This is a genomic window from Buchnera aphidicola (Pseudoregma panicola) (assembly GCF_039376655.1).
Taxonomy (GTDB): domain Bacteria; phylum Pseudomonadota; class Gammaproteobacteria; order Enterobacterales; family Enterobacteriaceae; genus Buchnera_G; species Buchnera_G aphidicola_C.
The window spans coordinates 239,182-255,463 of record NZ_CP135000.1 but is presented as its reverse complement, the minus strand read 5'-3'; the positions used below and the strand labels follow the sequence as shown (position 1 = coordinate 255,463).

At 17.7% G+C, this 16,282-nt stretch carries 19 protein-coding genes and 3 tRNA genes; 6 read left to right on the top strand and 16 right to left on the bottom strand.

Features of this window, described 5'->3' with window-relative positions:
* The 7 genes from RJT18_RS01195 to RJT18_RS01165 all read right to left on the bottom strand — a co-directional run bounded on the left by RJT18_RS01195 (position 1) and on the right by RJT18_RS01165 (position 4,733).
* Positions 1-1,005, bottom strand: coding sequence for a DNA polymerase III subunit delta' C-terminal domain-containing protein (locus RJT18_RS01195; protein WP_343154622.1), 1,005 nt, complete (start codon positions 1,003-1,005; stop codon positions 1-3).
* A complete protein-coding gene (gene tmk / locus RJT18_RS01190) occupies positions 995-1,654 on the bottom strand; it encodes a dTMP kinase (RefSeq protein WP_343154620.1) in 660 nt (219 codons plus the stop codon). The genes RJT18_RS01195 and tmk overlap by 11 nt, the downstream gene beginning before the upstream one ends.
* On the bottom strand, positions 1,629-1,883 hold the full coding sequence (locus tag RJT18_RS01185) for a phosphopantetheine-binding protein (protein WP_343154619.1): 255 nt from the start codon (positions 1,881-1,883) through the stop codon (positions 1,629-1,631). The genes tmk and RJT18_RS01185 overlap by 26 nt, the downstream gene beginning before the upstream one ends.
* 16 nt (positions 1,884-1,899) lie before the next feature.
* On the bottom strand, positions 1,900-2,628 hold the full coding sequence (fabG, locus tag RJT18_RS01180; protein WP_343154618.1) for a 3-oxoacyl-ACP reductase FabG: 729 nt from the start codon (positions 2,626-2,628) through the stop codon (positions 1,900-1,902).
* Positions 2,625-3,557 (bottom strand): acyltransferase domain-containing protein, encoded by a 933-nt coding sequence (locus RJT18_RS01175; RefSeq protein WP_343154617.1) that lies wholly within the window; start codon positions 3,555-3,557, stop codon positions 2,625-2,627. The genes fabG and RJT18_RS01175 overlap by 4 nt, the downstream gene beginning before the upstream one ends.
* 70 nt (positions 3,558-3,627) lie before the next feature.
* A complete protein-coding gene (rpmF, locus tag RJT18_RS01170; protein WP_343154616.1) occupies positions 3,628-3,792 on the bottom strand; it encodes a 50S ribosomal protein L32 in 165 nt (54 codons plus the stop codon).
* 14 nt (positions 3,793-3,806) lie between these two features.
* Complete coding sequence (locus tag RJT18_RS01165) at positions 3,807-4,733, bottom strand: RluA family pseudouridine synthase (protein WP_343154615.1); 927 nt, start codon at positions 4,731-4,733, stop codon at positions 3,807-3,809.
* A gap of 146 nt (positions 4,734-4,879) precedes the next feature.
* Here RJT18_RS01165 and RJT18_RS01160 point away from each other — a divergent pair, with 146 nt between their 5' ends.
* Entirely contained in the window at positions 4,880-6,424 is a 1,545-nt protein-coding gene (locus RJT18_RS01160; protein WP_343154613.1) for an Rne/Rng family ribonuclease, read from the top strand.
* 115 nt (positions 6,425-6,539) lie between these two features.
* On the opposite strand, the gene RJT18_RS01155 is transcribed toward RJT18_RS01160, so the two are convergent.
* The 8 genes from RJT18_RS01155 to RJT18_RS01120 form a co-directional block, all read right to left on the bottom strand.
* Complete coding sequence (locus RJT18_RS01155) at positions 6,540-6,806, bottom strand: hypothetical protein (RefSeq protein ID WP_343154612.1); 267 nt, start codon at positions 6,804-6,806, stop codon at positions 6,540-6,542.
* Complete coding sequence (gene flgI / locus RJT18_RS01150; protein WP_343154611.1) at positions 6,803-7,861, bottom strand: flagellar basal body P-ring protein FlgI; 1,059 nt, start codon at positions 7,859-7,861, stop codon at positions 6,803-6,805. The genes RJT18_RS01155 and flgI overlap by 4 nt, the downstream gene beginning before the upstream one ends.
* Before the next feature lie 32 nt (positions 7,862-7,893).
* A complete protein-coding gene (locus RJT18_RS01145; RefSeq protein WP_343154610.1) occupies positions 7,894-8,589 on the bottom strand; it encodes a flagellar basal body L-ring protein FlgH in 696 nt (231 codons plus the stop codon).
* A 71-nt stretch (positions 8,590-8,660) separates the two neighbouring features.
* Positions 8,661-9,446: a flagellar basal-body rod protein FlgG gene (gene flgG / locus RJT18_RS01140; protein ID WP_343154609.1), complete on the bottom strand. Its 786-nt coding sequence runs from the start codon at positions 9,444-9,446 to the stop codon at positions 8,661-8,663.
* Positions 9,447-9,461: 15 nt separating this feature from the next.
* A complete protein-coding gene (locus RJT18_RS01135) occupies positions 9,462-10,202 on the bottom strand; it encodes a flagellar basal body rod C-terminal domain-containing protein (RefSeq protein ID WP_343154608.1) in 741 nt (246 codons plus the stop codon).
* A gap of 56 nt (positions 10,203-10,258) precedes the next feature.
* Complete coding sequence (locus RJT18_RS01130) at positions 10,259-11,341, bottom strand: flagellar basal body FlgE domain-containing protein (protein WP_343154607.1); 1,083 nt, start codon at positions 11,339-11,341, stop codon at positions 10,259-10,261.
* A gap of 91 nt (positions 11,342-11,432) precedes the next feature.
* Positions 11,433-11,843, bottom strand: coding sequence for a flagellar basal body rod protein FlgC (flgC, locus tag RJT18_RS01125; RefSeq protein ID WP_343154605.1), 411 nt, complete (start codon positions 11,841-11,843; stop codon positions 11,433-11,435).
* A gap of 6 nt (positions 11,844-11,849) precedes the next feature.
* Positions 11,850-12,248 carry a hypothetical protein gene (locus RJT18_RS01120; protein WP_343154604.1) on the bottom strand — a complete coding sequence of 133 codons (399 nt, stop codon included), beginning with the start codon at positions 12,246-12,248 and terminating at the stop codon, positions 11,850-11,852.
* 405 nt (positions 12,249-12,653) lie between these two features.
* On the opposite strand from RJT18_RS01120, the gene murJ reads away from it, so the two are divergent.
* Complete coding sequence (gene murJ, locus RJT18_RS01115; protein WP_343154602.1) at positions 12,654-14,207, top strand: murein biosynthesis integral membrane protein MurJ; 1,554 nt, start codon at positions 12,654-12,656, stop codon at positions 14,205-14,207.
* Positions 14,208-14,230: 23 nt separating this feature from the next.
* On the opposite strand, the gene RJT18_RS01110 is transcribed toward murJ, so the two are convergent.
* Positions 14,231-14,318: transfer RNA gene (locus RJT18_RS01110), tRNA-Ser, on the bottom strand.
* Positions 14,319-14,470: 152 nt separating this feature from the next.
* Here RJT18_RS01110 and RJT18_RS01105 point away from each other — a divergent pair.
* From RJT18_RS01105 to minD, 4 genes are all read left to right on the top strand, one after another.
* Positions 14,471-14,541: transfer RNA gene (locus tag RJT18_RS01105), tRNA-Cys, on the top strand.
* A gap of 33 nt (positions 14,542-14,574) precedes the next feature.
* A tRNA-Leu gene (locus RJT18_RS01100) sits at positions 14,575-14,659 on the top strand.
* Between the two features lie 78 nt (positions 14,660-14,737).
* Complete coding sequence (gene minC / locus RJT18_RS01095) at positions 14,738-15,436, top strand: septum site-determining protein MinC (RefSeq protein WP_343154600.1); 699 nt, start codon at positions 14,738-14,740, stop codon at positions 15,434-15,436.
* Between the two features lie 36 nt (positions 15,437-15,472).
* Positions 15,473-16,282 carry a septum site-determining protein MinD gene (gene minD, locus RJT18_RS01090; RefSeq protein WP_343154599.1) on the top strand — a complete coding sequence of 270 codons (810 nt, stop codon included), beginning with the start codon at positions 15,473-15,475 and terminating at the stop codon, positions 16,280-16,282.

The following is a 16,282-nucleotide window of genomic DNA, read 5'->3' as shown; positions in this document are numbered from 1 at the left end:
TTACACTTCTGGAAGTAATATATTGTTTATATTATTTTTTAATATTTTTTCCCATTTCAATATTTGTTCTAATAAAATTAATTCATAATTTATTCTATTTATATTTAATACATTTTTTTCAAATTGCATCCATGACATTATACTTTTATATATAATTTTTTTTTTAAACTTTTTAGATATTAAAATTATTAATTTTTTTTGATCTATATTTATTATAAAATTAAACATTTTTTTTTTATATTTTATAGAATCTAATAATATTGTATAAATTAAATTTAAAAAAAAAACTATTAATTTTTTTTTTATTACATATAAAATATCTATTATTTGTTTTTTTTTTATTTTTTCAAATAGATTTTTATAAAAATATTTTCTAATTTTCCATAAATTTCCTAACAACATTTTTTTTGCAAATAATGGAACATTATTACTTATTTCTATTGCTTGATTACATTTTTTATAATTAAAATTTGTATTTTTTAATAACCATTTTATATTTTTATTTTTTTTTATATTAAATATATTTATTATATATAGTCTACTTTTTAAAGTAGATATTATATTTTTTATTTTGTTTGTTTGTAAAAAAAATATTGTATTTTTTGGAGGTTCTTCAATTATCTTCAACAATGTGTTACTTTCTAATTTTGTTAATAATTCAGAATTTTTTATATATACTATTTTTTTTTTACTATATTTAGGTGTTAGTAATATTTTTTTTATTATTTCTCTTAAATTATTTACTTTTATTATTTTAGATAATTTTAAATCATATATATCAAAAAAAATATTTTTTTCTATTAAATTACATTTTGTGCATTGGTTACAAAAATATTCTTTTTTTATATTTTCACAAAATATCCATTTTTTTATATTTAAAATAAGTTTATTAATTCCTAAATTGTTATCAGAATTTATTAAAATAGAATGATGTTGTCTTTTTTTTAACATTTTAACTATTTTTTTATAATATTTTAATAACCATGGATATAATTCATTTTTCATTTTTTTTTAACCAAAATATAATTTTTTTTTTTAAAGTTTTTTTTACATATTCTTTATCTAAAGAAGCATTTATGATTATTTTTTTAGATATTTTTTTTATTTCTTTAATATAGTTTTTTCTAACTTTTAAAAAAAAATTTATACTTCTTTTTTCTATTCTGTCTATATTTTTTCTTGTACTTATTCTATTTAAACCTATTATAGGTAACGTGTCAAAATATATAGTTAAATCTGGATCCATATTTTTTATTAAAATGTTTGATAGAATTTTTATTATTTTTTTATTATTTTTTTTGTATACAGTTTGATATGCTATTGTAGAAAGATTATGTCTATCAGAAATAACCCAATATCCTTTTTTTAGATATGGAAATATTTTATTTTTTAATAATTGTATTCTAGATGCATAAAAAAGTAATATTTCTGTTTTATTATAAATTTTTTCGTTTTTAACTTCTGTTTTTAGAATTGATCTTAATTTTTCAGATATAATAGTGCTTCCTGGTTGCCTAACAGATATTATTTTTTTTATATTTTTTTTTTTTAATATTTTCTTTAAATATCTTGACATTTCTGTTTTACCAGATCCTTCTATTCCTTCTAGTACTATAAATTTACTTTTATTATGACAATTTTTTTTTAATTTCATTTTTTTTTATTATGTATTTTGAAATATCTATTACTGTTTTTAACTTTTCTATTTCTTTGTCTTTTATTTTTATATTAAATTTTTCTTCTATCCTCATAATAAATTCTATTTTTTCTAAGGAATCTATATCAGCATCTTTTTCTAAAGAAAAATCATTCTTTATTTTTTTTGTATTTATTTTGAATTGTTTAGATATAATATTTTTTATAATATTTTTAATTTTTTTCATGTTTTTCCTAATTTTTTTATTTCATGTACATACCACCATTTACATGTATTGTTTGACCTGTTATATAAGAAGATTTTTTTGATATTAGAAATGTTACTACATTTTCTATATCTTTTACTGTTCCAAATCTTTTTACTGGTATTTTTTTAATATATATATTTTTTTTTTCTTTTATTATATTTTTTGTCATTCTAGTGTTTATAAATCCTGGAGATATAACATTAGAAGTAATTCCATATTTTGCTACTTCTAAAGCTAAAGATTTATTAAATCCTATAATTCCATATTTAGATGCAGAATAATTTGATTGACCTATATTTCCAGTTGATCCTATTATAGAGCTTATATTAACTATTCTTCCATATTTATTTTTTATCATATATTTGATTACGTTTTTACACATTAAAAATATAGATGTTAAATTAATTTTAATTATTTCTGACCAATTTTTTTTTGTCATATTTAATATAATTTTATCTTTTTTTGATCCTGCATTATTTATTAATATATCAATAGATCCGAACATATAATAAATTTTTGATATTATTTTTTTTATATTTTTAGGTTTTTTAAAATTTATTAAAAATCTTGTTTTTGAATTTTTAATATATTTTTTCATATTTATTAGTCCTTTTTCAGATGAAGTTGTTCCTATTACTATTATTCCTTTTTTTAATAATTTTTTAGATATTTCTTTTCCTATTCCTGAACTTGCACCTGTAACTATAGCTATTTTTTTTTTCATTTTGTTATTATTTTTCTTGCATATAAAATATTTTTTTTACTATTTATTGTTATTGTTTTTATAAAATTATTATTTTCTTTTATAAAAATTTTATTAGTACTCATTTCTATAAATAATTTTACATTTTTTTTTATAATATAGTCAATACATTCTTTCCACTTAACTTTTTTATATAATTGTTTACATAAATATTTTTTTATATTATTTTTTTTATATATATTTTTTGCATCTATATTATTTATTATATTAAAAATTGGATTTTTAAAATTTATTTTTTTTAATAAATTAAAATATTTATTTTTAATAGATTTTAACATATTACAATGTACTGGAACAGATATTGGAACAGATAATATTTTTTTAGATTTATTAATTTTACATAGTTTTACAGCTAATTTTACTGATTTTGAATCTCCAGTTATAGTAATTATTTTTTTTGAATTTATGCTAGATATTTCTACAATATTATTGTAAGAACATTTTTTACAAATTTTTGTTACTTTTTCTTCTGTTAATCCAAATATTAATTTTGTAGAAAATTTTTTTTTAGATACTTTTTCCATAAGTTTTCCTCTTGCTTTTATTAATAATAAGCAATTTTTAAAACTTATAGAATTTGAACATATTAATGATGAATATTCCCCTAAGCTATGTCCAGCAATTATTTTAGGTTTTATATTTATATGTTTTATAAATAATTTATATATTGCTATTGATATTGTTATTATTATTGGTTGAAAATATCTATTCTTTATTTTTTTTATAGAATTTTCATAAATATTTTTCCAAATATTATATTTTATAATTTCAGAAGCTTTTTCAAAAGTATTTTTTATTGAATTATCATATTTATATAGTTTCATTAATCTATTTTTATTATATTTACTTTGTCCTGGAAAAATTATTGAAAAATTAATTTTTTTTTTCATATTTGTTTTAAATATATATTAAAAATAAATTCTATATGATTAAACAAATTTCATATAGAATTTTTTATTTTTAAAATACTTTTTTGCCTTTATAAAAATTTTTTTTTGTAATATGATGTCTTATATGTTTTTCTTTAGAGTTTTTATCTATTGATATTTGAATTATCTTACATTTATCTTGAGATCTTCTCATATCTCTTTTTGATCTAGAATGTTTACTTTTTTGTACAGCCATTTTTTTTCTCTTTTTTATAAAATTATTTTTTCATTAGATGTTATATTAATTTTTTCTTTTGTTTTAGGATGCACAAAAGAAAATTTGCATGCATGTAAACATAAATTTTTATTATTTATATTAATTTTTTTGTCTAGATTTCTATTTCCATATCTATTATCATTTACTATTGGATATCCAATTTGTGATGTATGTACTCTTATTTGATGAGTTCTTCCTGTTATTAGTATTATTTTTAATATTGTTATATTTTTATATTTTTTTTTTATTTTAAACTTTGTTTCCGAAACTTTTCCATTTTTATTTACTATAACTAGTCTTTTTCCAAATATATTTTTAGTTTTTAATAAAGGAAATTTTATTGTTTTTATTTTTTTTGGCCAACTTCCATGTATTGCTGCTATATATGTTTTTTTTGTAGTTCTATTTTTTATTTGTTCATGTAAAGATTTTAATACAAATTTTTTTTTTGATATTAATAATATTCCTGAAGTTTCTTTATCTAATCTGTGAACTAATTCTAAATTTTTTTCTATTGTATATATAAATCTCATTATTTCTATTATTCCAAAACTTATTCCACTTCCTCCATGTACAGCAATTTTTTTAGGTTTGTTTATTATAATTAAATATTTGTCTTCATATAAAATTCTTTTTTTTATAATTTTTGCATAATATTTTATACATATATTTTTTTTTTTATTTTTATTTATTTTGTATATTGGAGGAATTCTAATTATATCATTTTTTTTTAGTTTATTTTTTGCTTTTGCTCTTTTTTTATTTATTCTTATTCTTCCCTTCCTTATCATTGTATATATTGCATTTTTAGAAATTTTTTTAAATTTTTTTTTAATAAAATTGTCTATTCTTTGTCCTATTGAATTTTTTTCTATTAATATTTTTTTTACATTAGTATATTTTTTTTTTATTTTTTTCATATAATTTAAATACTTTATTATATATTAAGTTTTATGTATTTTTTATATAAATACATAATATTTTATTTTTGTTTAAAACTTTTTGATAGTTATAATATTGTGTTAATATATTTTTTTATTGTTTTTTAGGTTTAAAATATAATTTTATGAAAATAATGTTAATAAATTCTACTAAAAAAGAAGAAACAAGGATAGCAATTTTAGATAATAATAAATTATGTTATTTAAATATAGAAAATAATATAAATAAAAAAAATAAATATAATATATATAAAGGTAAAATAGTAAAATTTGAAAAAAGTTTAGATGCTTTTTTTATAAATTATGGTGTAAAAAAAAATGGATTTCTTCCTATAAAAGAAATATATAATTTACAATTATATTATAATAATAATATAAATTTTAAAGATAAAAATATTTTTTTTCAATTTGATTTATATATATTAGTTCAAGTAATTAAAGAAGAAACAAAAAACAAAGGAGCATTTTTAACTACATATATAAGTCTGCCAGGAATATATTCTGTTTTGCTGCCTTATAGCATAAATAAAGAAGGAATATCAAAAAAAATAACAGGAAATACTAGAACTAGAATAAAAAAAATTATTTCTTTTATAAAAGTTCCTAATAATATGGGTTTTATAATTAGAACAGCTAGCTCAAATGTTTCTATAAAATTACTTCAAAAAGAAATAGATATAAAAATAAAATTATGGAAAAAAATAAAAAAAAAATATAAAATGACAAAAAATCCAGGTCTAGTTTATAAAGAAAATGATATAGTAATAAAAACTTTTAAAGATTGCTTACATAAAGATACAGATAAAATAATTATAGATAATCCAATAATATTAAAAAAAATTTATAAATATTTTTTTTATATAGAAAATATTTCTTTTTTAAAAAATATAAAAGTATATAGTAAAAATATTTCTTTATTTAGTTTTTACAAAATAGAATCTCAAATTAATAATTTGTTTAAAAGAAAAATAACATTAAAATCTGGGGGGTCTATTACTATAGATAATACTGAGGCATTAACTGCTATTGATGTTAATTCTTTTAGATCTAAAAAATATAATAGTATAGAAGATACAGCTTTTAATACAAACATGGAAGCTATAGAAGAAATATTTCATCAAATAAAAATTAGAGATTTAGGAGGTTTAATAGTAATAGATTTAATAGATATGGAGTTTTTAAAAAATAAAAAAATTTTAAAAAATAGATTAAAGAAGTTAATTAAAATGGATAAAGCTAAAATTAAGGTAGGAGATATATCTAAATTTGGATTATTAGAAATGTCTAGACAGAGATTAAGCTCTGTATTACAAATATATAATTATTATTTATGTGATAGATGTAATGGAGATGGTTTATTAATAGATAATAAGTCTTTTTTATTGTCGATATTTAGATTAGTAGAAGAAGAAATTTATAAAGATAATGTTTATCAAGTAAATATAATTGTCCCTGCAACAACTAACATATTTTTTAAAAAAAAAAAAATAAATTATATTAATAATATTATAAAAACAAAACAAAATAAAAAAATTGTAATATTTTTTAGTAAAAATATAAAATATCCAAATTTTTTTATTTTAGGATTACATAAAAATAAAAAAAAAAAAAATATGTTAAAAAAAATTATAAAAAAATATAATACTAATAAAACTACAATAATATATTAAAATTTTTTATTTTTAATTATAAAAAAAATTATTTTTTTTTATATATTTTATATTTTGTGCAGGAGTATTTATATTTTTTAATATATATTTCTCCTGCTATTTTATATAAAAATTTTTATTTTTGATTATATTTATTGTTTATTATATTTAATCCTCTTTTACTAAGTATTTCAGATATTTGTTGATCATAAATTTCATTATAAACTTCATTTTTTTTTTCGTTAAATAACGTATTTTCTGGAATTGTCATTCTAATATTTTTTAAAAGTATTTTTATAAATATTTCTTCTATTTTTTCTTTTATAATATTAGAATTGTTTTTCTGATTTTCATATATATTATTTGATTTAATTGTATAATTTTCATTATTTAATATTTTCATTTTAAAATTTCTATTTTTGCTGATAAACATTTAGATGATTTTAATATTTTTAATATTTCTATTATTTCATTTGTTTCTATTTTAAAAGTTTTTAACATTGGCAATATATCTTCTAAAAAAATACTACTATTTATTATTATTTGATTTTCTTTAATTTGTTTATCAATTTTTTTTATATTTTCTTTTAAATTTATATATAAATTTTTATAATTTATACTACATGGTTCTATTTTTATTTTACTATTTGTTATTATTAATCCATTATTTATGTTTATAAATATTTTTGGTTCTATTGGAACTTTTATATTTATATTTTGTATATTAGATATTATTTCTACTATATTATTTGTTTGTGTTTCATTTAATATAGTTATTTTTTTTGAATTTATAGGTATTGCCGTATTTGGATAATATTTATTTATTTCATCACTAATTTTTTTTGCTAATTCAAAGTTTTCATGCTTTAATTGCAAATTTATTATTTTTTTATTATAAAAATTATTTTCTACTATTTTTTCAATATTTCCTCCATTTAATATTTTACCAGAATTTTTAGGTTCGTTAAAATTTAAATTAAAATTTTTATTTTTTTTATGATTTTTTTTTTCTATTATTATTTTACCTTGTGCTATTGCATAAATTTTATTATCTATTCCTTTCAATGGTGTTATTATTAAAGTACCTCCTTCTAAACTTTTGCAATTCCCTATAGAAGAAACTCTTACATCTATTTTTTGTCCTATTTCAGAAAATAATGGAAGTTCTGTAGTAACCATTACTGAGGCTATATTTTTTAATTGAATATTATTATTTTTTTTTATAATTATTCCTAATTTATATAATATATTTTTTAAAGCATATAAAGTAAAAGGAGCTTGTGAAACTGAATCTCCAGTTCCATTCAGACCTACTACTAGACCATATCCAATTAATTGATTGTCTCTTATTCCGTCTATATTAGTTAGATCTTTAATTTTTTCTGCGAAAGAAAACGTACTATTAAATAAAAATAATAATGATATAAGTATTTTACTAAAAATTAATATTTTTTTCATTTATGTTCTTTATGTTGTATATAAAAATATTTTTATATTGGTATAACATTTAAAATAAATCTTTGCCACCATCCCATATTTTCTATTTCTTTCGTATAATCATTTCTAAAATATTTTACTTTTACATTAGCTACACTAGTAGAAATTATTTTATTATTTTTTCTTATGTCATCAGGATTTATTATTCCTGAAAATTTTATTGTTTCGTTTCCTTTATTTATAACTATATTTTTATTGCCTGATATAAGTAGATTTCCATTAGGTAAAATTTTTTTTACTGTAACTGTAATTATTCCAGATAAAAAATTTTCTGAAAAATTTTGTCCTGAACCAAATAATTTATTTTCAGATTTTTGATTTAATCTAAAAATATTTTTTAATATCGTAGTTAATTTATTACCTCCATGTTGTTTTTCTTTTGCTCCTAATGCACTACTAGCATATCTTTTAGTATTTTCAGCTGATCTATTAGTAGCTATTGTATTTTCTTGTATTAAAACTGATATTAAATCTCCTACTTTATATTTTTTATATTTTTCAAATAAAGAATCATATTTTTTTTCTATTAAAACGTTTTCTTTGAATATTGATCCATCATTTTCATTTTTAATATTTTTATATATATAATTATTTTTTTCTAATATATTTTTTTCATTATAATTATTAAAAGAACATGTTTTGTATAATATATATATTAAAATAGGAATTAAAAATTTGGTATTTTTCATTTTTTTACTTTAAATTTTATTTTGTTTTATTAGTTTTTAAAGTTATTTTATTAAATTTATAATGCATTTTTTTATATTTCACATATTTTTTGTAACATTTTATCTGATACGTTTATAGCTTTACTATTTATTTCATATGCTCTTTGAGTTTGTATCATATTTATTAGTTCTTCTGCTATATTTACATTTGAACTTTCTAAATATCCTTGTTCTAATTCTCCAGCATCATATGTTCCAGGAACAGTTTCTAATGGCTCTCCAGACATAGAAGTTTCTTTATATAAATTATTTCCTATACTTTCTAGTCCCGGATTGTTTCTAAACATAGCTATATTTATTTGTCCTATTTCTATTTTTTCTTTTTTATTATTAATATTAACACTAACTATTCCATTTTTATTAATGTAAATGTTGTTAAAATTTTCAGGCAATGTAATATTTGGTTGCAACAACAATCCATTTTTATTTACTAATTGTCTATTATTGTTTATTAAAAATGATCCATTTCTAGTGTAAGCTAAAGTTCCGTCTGACATTTGTATTTGAAAAAATCCATCTCCATTTATAGCAATGTCTTTATTAGAATCTGTTTTTAACAAATTTCCTTGACTGAAATTTTTTTGTATTTCTCTAGTTCTAGCTCCAGCTCCGGCATCAAAATAGTTATTTGAATTATTATTTTCATCATACTTTTCATTTATATTATTGTTAGTAGCTTTGTATATCAAATCTTCAAATATAGCTACTGATTTTTTAAATCCGATTGTATTTACATTTGCTAGATTATTAGAAATTATGTTCATATTATTTTGTTGTACATCTAATCCAGTTTTTGATATCCACATAGATGGCATCATAATTATGTTTCCTTTTTAATTATTTATATTTAATATTTTATTTGTTATTTTTTCATTTTCATTTATAGTAGATATAATTTTCATTATAGTATTAAATGTTCTAGAATTTGATGTAGTTTCTATAATATTAGATATAGAATTTACATTGCTACCTTCTAAAATTCCAGTTTTTATTTCTAAATTTTTATTTTTTAAATATTTTTTATAATATTTATTTTTAATTTCAAATAATCCATTATGTGCTTCTTTTAATTTGTTTATATTTATTTCTTTAAATTTTATTTTTCCTATTACTTTTTCTTTATTTAAAAATTTTTTTTTATAATTTATAATAATTTCTCCATTATTTTTTATTTTTGGAAAATAATTTTTAGGTATATATATTGGTTTATTATTTATACCTATTAAAAAATTGTTATTTATGCTAAGAGCATTTTTTTTATTAATTTTAATATTTCCATTTCTAGTTAAATATATTTTAGAATTTTTTGCTTTTACTAAAAACCAACCATTTTTATTAACTAAGTATAAATCTAATGGTTGATTAGTATTATTTAATTGACCAATGGAATTATTATAATAATTAATTTTTTCATTTTTTATATTTTTATTTTTTTTATTATAAACTTTTAAAAAATAACTAAATTTTTCTTTAAAACCTATAGTAGATAAATTTGATAAATTGTTATTTATAATTTCTTGTTTTTCTAATATTCTATTTGCAAAATTTATGCAAGAACAAATTTCATTTTTCATATTAATTTTATATCTCTATTTTTTTAATATTTTTGTTATTTTAAATTTTTAAAATATTAATTTTTTGTTTTTTTTACATTTTCATTAAATTCTACTTTTTTTAAAAAATTTATTAAACTTTCATTAGTATTGCTAATAGATGGTTCTTCTAAACATTTTCTTACATCTTCTGGAAATTTTATTATTTCAGCAAATCCTAATTTTCCTCTTGTGTCATCTGAAAATACTCCTATAACATCTCCATTAGGACATATATCATAATGACTTAAACTTTTCATAGGAGCTCCATCTGCTTTAAGTTTTTTAAAATATGTAGGTTTATTTTTATTTGTTGTGATATCAGTACATTTAAATAATATTTTATTTTTTGTACTAGGATTAAAATCAGATTTTACAATTATTCCAGATCCCATTATATGTATTTTATTATTAGCTCTATTATAAAATATATAATTTTGGTCGTATCTTTCATTATTTTTTTTATTTATGGATATTATTCTCCAAGAATTTACTGCATTTTTTAAAAAATATATATCTAAATCATTATGATGTCCTAAATTATCATATACCGGAATACTTCGTTTTATTGTATAAGTTAATGGATTTAATGGATTAAATTTTATTTCTTCTTTTACTTCTTCTTCTGTATTTAAATTAGCTTCTATATTTATTTGATTTGTTTTTCTTATTATTGGTAAAAATTTTTTAGAAAAATCTAATATTTCAGGTTTTAATTCATTTTTAGGTATATTAACGTCATTAACTTTGTCAAATAAATGACCTGTTAAATATTTTCCATCATTGTTTACTATTTTGAATTCACTATTCATAGTGAAATCTCTTTTAGCACTAACAGATACATTTCCATCTTTATCTATAAGTCTAAATAAACCATAATATGTAGCTTGTTTCCTATTAAAAAAATTATCAAATATTTCACCTAATAATTTTTTTCCCCTTTGTACATATACAATATTTTTTTTTATATCTTTATCATTCATAACTTTATTTATTTCATTACTGTCATCATAAAAATTTATTGTTTTGTTTCCTAAAGAATTTGTTTCTTGTTTTTTATTTTCTATTTTTTTTTCATTTAATTTATTTTTTTCATTGTTTGTTACATTAGTAATTAACATATTTTCCTTAACTAATTTAAATTAGTATTATAATTTTATTTAAAAATTAATTAAAATATTATATTAATTTTTTAATACCTAAAATTTTTAATTATTTAGATATATCAATAGTTTTTAAAATCATATATTTTATTGTTTGTACTATTTCCAAATTTGCTTGATATCTTTTAGCAGCATTTAAATAATTAACTGTTTCATTTAAATAGTTTACATTAGATAATTTCAAATATCCTTTAGAATCAGCAAGAGGATGATTTGGATTATAAATTTTTTTATATGGATCTTTTGTATTAATTATTTTTTTTATTCTCAACATTTCTGGAGAATTTATATTTTTTTTATAAGTTTCAACTATTGCTATTTTTGCTTTATATGGATTAAATTTTCCATTTTTGTTTTCTATGCTTTCAGCATTAGAAATATTGTTAGTATGTATTTCAATATTTTTTTCTTCTACATTCATAGCTGATGAACATATATCTAATATATTAGTTAAAGACATTTTTTGTTATCCTTGAAGAGCTAAATATATATTTCTTATTTTTTTACTTATTGATGTTGCTGCTAACTGATAATTTAAACTATTTTTTAAAAATTTCATTTTTTCTTTATTTACATCTATTTTATTATTTTTTTTATAGTTTTTTCTTTTTTCCAAAATTTTCATATAATCTTTTAAGTTAATAGTTTTTGACTTTTTTATATGTTTATTACAAGTTATGTAAAGTTCTTTTTTTTTTTTTATATCATCAATTTTTTTTATAATTTCTTTAAATTTTATATTTCTTTTATTATAATTTGCACTTTTATAATTTGCAATATTTGATGCAGTAGATTCTACTTTAAGAGCTTTAAAATTTAAAATCATTTTATTTAATTCTAAATAGTCATTTATAATTTTTATCATTTTTTTCTACTCATTATGTTAAACAATTTTTTAATATTATTTTTATAATTTAAAAAAATACTTTATTTATTATAATATTATATATTTACATATGTATATATATATTAATATATTTTATAAAAAAAATATTTTTTATTTAAATATTTTTTAAAATTTATAAAATATTTTATTTTATATAATTTGAAAATTTTAATATGTTATATTGAAGTATTTTTAAATTAAAAACAAAAAATAATTAAAAATATTTTAGTATAAAATAATATAAAATTATTTCAATAAAATCTATTATTTTATTATTTTTTATATATTTTATTAAAATTTTTAAAATTTATAATATATTTTTAAAAAAAATTATAATAAACCTTATTTTTTATTTTTAAATTAGTAATTGAAGGTAGTAAAATTATGGCATTTTTAAAATCTATATTGTCAATAAGTTTAATTAGTTTTTTTTCTAGGTTTGTTGGTTTTATAAGAGATATTTATATTGCCAGATGTTTTGGTGTATCAATGTATACAGATGCTTTTTTTATAGCTTTTAAAATACCTAATTTTTTTAGAAAAATATTATCTGAAGGAGCTTTTTCGCAAGTTTTTTTGCCAATTTTAATAAAATTAAAAAAAAAAGAAGATAACAAAGTAGTTAATAAATTTATTTCTAATATATTTGGACTGATAATTTTAATATTAGCAGTATTAATTTTTTTAGGAGTGTTTTTTTCTTCTAAAATTATTTTATTGATAGCTCCTGGATTTTTAAAAAATTTTGATAAATATAATATAACAGTTTTATTACTAAAAATAATTTTTCCATATATTTTTTTTATTTGTTTAGTTGCTTTGTCTGCATGTGTATTAAATGCATGGAATCACTTTTTATCTTCTTCTTTTATGCCAGTTTTTTTAAACATAAGTATGATAATATTTTCTATTTTTTTTTCTAAATATTTTTCTCCAAGCATATTGTCTTTAGGATATAGTGTATTGTTTGGAGGATTTATACAAATAATTTTGCAGATTTTTAATTTATATAGAATTAATAGATTAATTATTCCATCTTTCAATTTTAAAAATAAACCAATATGTTTATTTTTAAAAAAAATGTTTCCAGCTATGTTAGGAGTATCAGCTAATCAAATTTCACTTTTGTGTAATACTATAATATCTTCATTAATAATATCTGGTTCAGTTTCTTGGATATATTATGCTGATAGAATAATAGAATTTCCAGCTGGAATACTTGGAACTTCCTTATCTACAATATTATTACCTTATTTATCTAATTTTTTTTATAAAAATCTTAAAAATAAATTTTTTGATTTATTTGATTGGGGAATTAAATTAAGTATAATAATTTCTGTTCCCAGTTCTTTATTTGTAGCTTTTTTTTCTAAATATATAATATTTACTTTATTTCAATATGGAAATTTTAGTTCCTTTGATACTTTAATGACTCAAAAAACTTTAATTGCTTATTCTTTTGGACTTGTTTCAATGGTATTAACTAAAGTATTAGTTTCAGCATTTTATGCCAGACAAGATGCTTCAACTCCTATGAAAATATCAATATTTAGTATAATTTCCGCGCAAGTTATGAATATATTTCTAGTTAGTAAGTTACAACATATAGGATTAGCTTTATCATTTAGTATAGGATCTTGGGTAAATTTATTATTTTTATTCTATTATTTGAATAAAAAAAATATATTTCTATTTAAAAAAAATTGGTATAGATTTTTATATATTATAACTTTTTCTATATTATTAATGATATTAACTATGTATTTTATAAAAAATATTTTTATTTATGTTTATTTATATTCTAATATAATAATTAGATTTTTATATTTATTTTTGTTTTTATTAATTTCTTTTTTTTCTTATTTTTTTTCTTTGTTCATTTTTGGATTTAATTTTTCTAAATTTTATAAAGTTATAAAAAAAATTAAATATGATTAAAAATATTACAATAAATATTTTTTAGGAGGAAGAGAGATTCGAACTCTCGGATGAGATTTTCTCATCGGCGGTTTTCAAGACCGCTGCCTTAAACCACTCGGCCATTCCTCCAAATTTTAAAAATAAACAAAATTACAATAAAATTTAGTATATATTTTATTATAAAAAATGTAAAATAGATAGTTAAAATATTAATTTGATTTATTTTTTTTTTATGATATTATTTAAATAAATTATTTTTTATAAAATTATATTTTTAATATGGCGTATTGACAGATTGGTTATGTGTCGGATTGCAAATCCGAAAAACTCGGTTCGACTCCGGGATACGCCTATAAAAAATTATTTTTTTTTTGTTTTTATAATTGCCCGGATGGTGAAATAGGTAAACACAAGGGACTTAAAATCCCTCGGCTTTTTTAGCTTTGCGGGTTCGATTCCCGCTCTGGGTAATATATATAATTTTTTATAATAAAATTTTTATATAATTTTAATTTTTATACTATTATTTTTTAATATGAAAAATTTGTATGAATAAATATGGTTTAGAATTTTATGGAAAGAATTTTACTTTATTAGTTTTGAATTTATATAAATATGATTTAAAGAATTTTGAAATATATTTTAAAAAAAAAATTAGAGAGTTTCCGAATATTTTAAAAAGTACTTCTATAGTAATAAATATTATGTTTTATATGAAAATACCAGATTGGATATTAACAAAAAAGTTAATATTATATTTTAAATTTAAAATAATAGGTTTTTCTGGTTGTATAAACTGTAATTTGAAAAATTATATAATTGGTTCAGGAATATCATATTTGAATATTGGAAAAAGTAAATTTTTACCTAATATTAAAATCAAAAATATTAAAAATGAAAAAGATACTATAAAAAATAAAAATGAATCAATTACAATAAGTCACCCTGTTAGATCAGGTCAAAAAATTTATTCTGAAAATTCTGATTTAATAATAATAAACAATGTTAGTTATGGAGCAGAAATAATTTCTAATGGTAATATTCATGTATATGGATCTTTAAAAGGGAGAGCAATAGCTGGATCTTTAGGTAATTTATCTTCTAAAATTTTTTGTAAATTTTGTTATCCAGAACTTATAGCTATTTATACTAATTATTGGTTATATGATCAAATTCCTAAAAAATTTATTGGTAATTCTTCTTATTTTTTTTTAAGAGACAATAACATATGTATAAAAAAAATATAATTATAAAAATTTTTAATAATAATGGAAATTATATTAATGAGTAGAATAGTTGTAGTTACTTCAGGAAAAGGTGGAGTTGGAAAAACAACAACAAGTGCTTCTATATCTGTAGGTTTAGCAAAATTAGGTAAAAAAACTGTAGTAATAGATTTTGATATAGGTTTAAGAAATTTAGATTTAGTTATGGGATGTGAAAGAAGAGTAGTATATGATTTTGTTAATGTTTTAAATAATGATATATCTATAGATCAAGCTTTGATAAAAGATAAAAGAATAGATAATTTATATATATTACCTGCATCTCAAACTAGAGATAAAAGTGTGTTAACAAAAGATTCAGTTAACAAAGTTTTTAAAAAATTGTCTGATATGAATTTTGAATTTATAATTTGTGATTCCCCTGCTGGAATAGAAAATGGTGCTATTATATCTATATATTTTGCAGATGATGCTATAATAGTAGCCAATCCAGAAATTTCTTCAGTTAGAGATTCTGATAGAATGTTAGGAATAATTTCTTCTACTTCTAAAAGATCAGAAACAGGAGAAAAACCTATATTAGAACATTTAATATTAACTAGATATGATCAAAAAAGAGTAGATTGCGGTCAGATGTTAAGTTTAGATGATATATTAGACATTTTAAAAATACCTATAATAGGAATAATACCAGAAGATTCTTCTATATTAAATGCATCTAATAAAGGAATTCCAATAATTTTAGAAAAAAATTCTATTTCTGGAAGATCTTATAAAGATACTGTAAAAAGATTTTTAGGAGAAAAGATTCCAATAAAAATTTATAAAAAAGAAAAAAGTTTTTTAAAATGGTTGTTTTGGAGATAA

Coding starts and splice junctions, on each gene's coding strand:
- RJT18_RS01195 (WP_343154622.1), bottom strand. CDS start 1,005: ATGAAAAATGAATTATATCCATGGTTATTAAAATATTATAAAAAAATA.
- tmk (WP_343154620.1), bottom strand. CDS start 1,654: ATGAAATTAAAAAAAAATTGTCATAATAAAAGTAAATTTATAGTACTA.
- RJT18_RS01185 (WP_343154619.1), bottom strand. CDS start 1,883: ATGAAAAAAATTAAAAATATTATAAAAAATATTATATCTAAACAATTC.
- fabG (WP_343154618.1), bottom strand. CDS start 2,628: ATGAAAAAAAAAATAGCTATAGTTACAGGTGCAAGTTCAGGAATAGGA.
- RJT18_RS01175 (WP_343154617.1), bottom strand. CDS start 3,557: ATGAAAAAAAAAATTAATTTTTCAATAATTTTTCCAGGACAAAGTAAA.
- rpmF (WP_343154616.1), bottom strand. CDS start 3,792: ATGGCTGTACAAAAAAGTAAACATTCTAGATCAAAAAGAGATATGAGA.
- RJT18_RS01165 (WP_343154615.1), bottom strand. CDS start 4,733: ATGAAAAAAATAAAAAAAAAATATACTAATGTAAAAAAAATATTAATA.
- RJT18_RS01160 (WP_343154613.1), top strand. CDS start 4,880: ATGAAAATAATGTTAATAAATTCTACTAAAAAAGAAGAAACAAGGATA.
- RJT18_RS01155 (WP_343154612.1), bottom strand. CDS start 6,806: ATGAAAATATTAAATAATGAAAATTATACAATTAAATCAAATAATATA.
- flgI (WP_343154611.1), bottom strand. CDS start 7,861: ATGAAAAAAATATTAATTTTTAGTAAAATACTTATATCATTATTATTT.
- RJT18_RS01145 (WP_343154610.1), bottom strand. CDS start 8,589: ATGAAAAATACCAAATTTTTAATTCCTATTTTAATATATATATTATAC.
- flgG (WP_343154609.1), bottom strand. CDS start 9,446: ATGATGCCATCTATGTGGATATCAAAAACTGGATTAGATGTACAACAA.
- RJT18_RS01135 (WP_343154608.1), bottom strand. CDS start 10,202: ATGAAAAATGAAATTTGTTCTTGCATAAATTTTGCAAATAGAATATTA.
- RJT18_RS01130 (WP_343154607.1), bottom strand. CDS start 11,341: ATGTTAATTACTAATGTAACAAACAATGAAAAAAATAAATTAAATGAA.
- flgC (WP_343154605.1), bottom strand. CDS start 11,843: ATGTCTTTAACTAATATATTAGATATATGTTCATCAGCTATGAATGTA.
- RJT18_RS01120 (WP_343154604.1), bottom strand. CDS start 12,248: ATGATAAAAATTATAAATGACTATTTAGAATTAAATAAAATGATTTTA.
- murJ (WP_343154602.1), top strand. CDS start 12,654: ATGGCATTTTTAAAATCTATATTGTCAATAAGTTTAATTAGTTTTTTT.
- minC (WP_343154600.1), top strand. CDS start 14,738: ATGAATAAATATGGTTTAGAATTTTATGGAAAGAATTTTACTTTATTA.
- minD (WP_343154599.1), top strand. CDS start 15,473: ATGAGTAGAATAGTTGTAGTTACTTCAGGAAAAGGTGGAGTTGGAAAA.